The following is a 1,631-nucleotide window of genomic DNA, read 5'->3' on the forward strand; positions in this document are numbered from 1 at the left end:
AAAGTGTACCGTTCAATTCATCAGATACGTTTCAGAGTTCTTCCAAATTGGGAATCGCCAGAAAAGACTCTGGCAGTGATTGCTATCTTACTTCCGGCCGCTGATCGTGAGGTCGATGTTCAAGTAATTTCCGCGGAACTCAGTGAGCAATTGGCGAAAGTAAAATTACCAGACGGGTACAGATGGGATGAGCCGCCGTTTGTCGCTCAAACTGCCGATAGTCTTACTGCAACCGATATACTACAAAGCCATCGTGGCGAGTATGATTTTTTGTGTTTTTAACCTTAGTTAGTTCTACCGCGAAATTTTCACAGACTGGGCGGTGTTGCGCAGGCAGAGACGATACTTGGGCGAAATTTCGATGCCACTAAATTGACTGTGAGCGGGACCAGCCAGTTGTCGGCTTGTGTGATTCAAGCGGATGCTATGACTTGCGAAGAACCACGACGTGTTACGACAACCCTCTGTTTTAACTTGAAAGTCCATTGGCACAGCGACCATCACAGGGCAAAACAGCTCCTGAGGTTCGCCCGCCATGCCCGACACCAGCGTCAATTTCGCCCCTCCACCTGAAACGCTCACCACCGATGAGCGATTGGCAGAACTCGCCCGGATCCTCGCCGCAGCCGTGGATCGCGCCAACCCTCAGACAATAAACGACAATTCTGCGAACAGCGGAGACAGTTCGCTGGACATCCTCGCCCTTGTTCGCCGTCGTCGTCACCAGTTGCGAACCCGAGTTGGAGAGGACGAATGACGAAAACCAAAACGAAATCAGCAGGAAAGAGAACAGGCCTTGGCGCTGCGCAGGGCCACGCTGTCCTGGCGGACCTGGTCGTGCTGAAGGCCATGACCGTACCGGAGCTGCGCGAGAAATGGGCGGCGATCTTTGATGCGTCCGCGCCAAACACCAGCCGCCAGAATCTCGAGCTGCGGCTCGGCTACCGGATCCAGGAACTTGCCCTTGGCGGCATTGGTCGCGACACGCGGCGGTCGCTGGATGCGTTGGCGGCCGAGGTGGCATCCGGTGAACCCGGTCAGATGGTGTCCGACCCGCGCCGCCCAATGCCGGGCACCAAGCTGGTCCGGGAATGGAACGGCGTCGAACACACTGTCACGGTGCTGCCAAAGGGCTTCGAGTGGCAAGGTCGCCGGTACAAATCGCTGTCCGGCGCAGCCCGGGCCATCACCGGCGCGAACTGGAATGGGTGGAAGTTCTTCGGCTTCACACCACGCCCGAGGATCAGCAAATGACGCGCCAGACACAACCACAACCGCCCCGCCGCCTGCGTTGCGCCATCTACACCCGCAAATCGAGCGAGGAAGGGCTCGACATGGAGTTCAACAGCCTCGACGCCCAGCGGGAGGCTTGCGAGGCCTATATCGCCAGCCAGAAGGCCGAGGGTTGGGTCTGCCTGCGTGATAAATACGATGACGGCGGCTTCTCAGGTGGCACGCTGGAACGCCCCGCGCTGAAGGACCTGATCGCCGACATTGAGGATGGGCTGATCGACATCGTCGTGGTCTACAAGATCGACCGCCTCAGCCGCGCGCTAATGGATTTCTCCAAGCTGGTCGAGATCTTCGACAAGCACGGGGTCACCTTCGTATCCGTCACGCAGTCTTTTAAT

4 protein-coding genes are annotated in these 1,631 nt (G+C 57.4%); all 4 read left to right on the top strand.

Going from position 1 to position 1,631, the window contains the following annotated elements:
* Window positions 1-282 (top strand): hypothetical protein (locus WA989_RS09990; RefSeq protein WP_424340354.1); only part of this gene is annotated, 282 nt, incomplete at its 5' end.
* 253 nt (window positions 283-535) lie between these two features.
* Window positions 536-757 carry a hypothetical protein gene (locus WA989_RS09995; protein WP_424340355.1) on the top strand — a complete coding sequence of 74 codons (222 nt, stop codon included), beginning with the start codon at window positions 536-538 and terminating at the stop codon, window positions 755-757.
* Complete coding sequence (locus WA989_RS10000; RefSeq protein ID WP_424340356.1) at window positions 754-1,254, top strand: DUF2924 domain-containing protein; 501 nt, start codon at window positions 754-756, stop codon at window positions 1,252-1,254. The genes WA989_RS09995 and WA989_RS10000 overlap by 4 nt, the downstream gene beginning before the upstream one ends.
* Window positions 1,251-1,631: recombinase family protein (locus WA989_RS10005; RefSeq protein ID WP_424340357.1), on the top strand; the 381-nt coding region annotated here is incomplete at its 3' end. The genes WA989_RS10000 and WA989_RS10005, both read left to right, overlap by 4 nt.

Origin of the sequence: Henriciella sp. (genome assembly GCF_049649345.1) — a bacterium.
GTDB lineage: Bacteria > Pseudomonadota > Alphaproteobacteria > Caulobacterales > Hyphomonadaceae > Henriciella.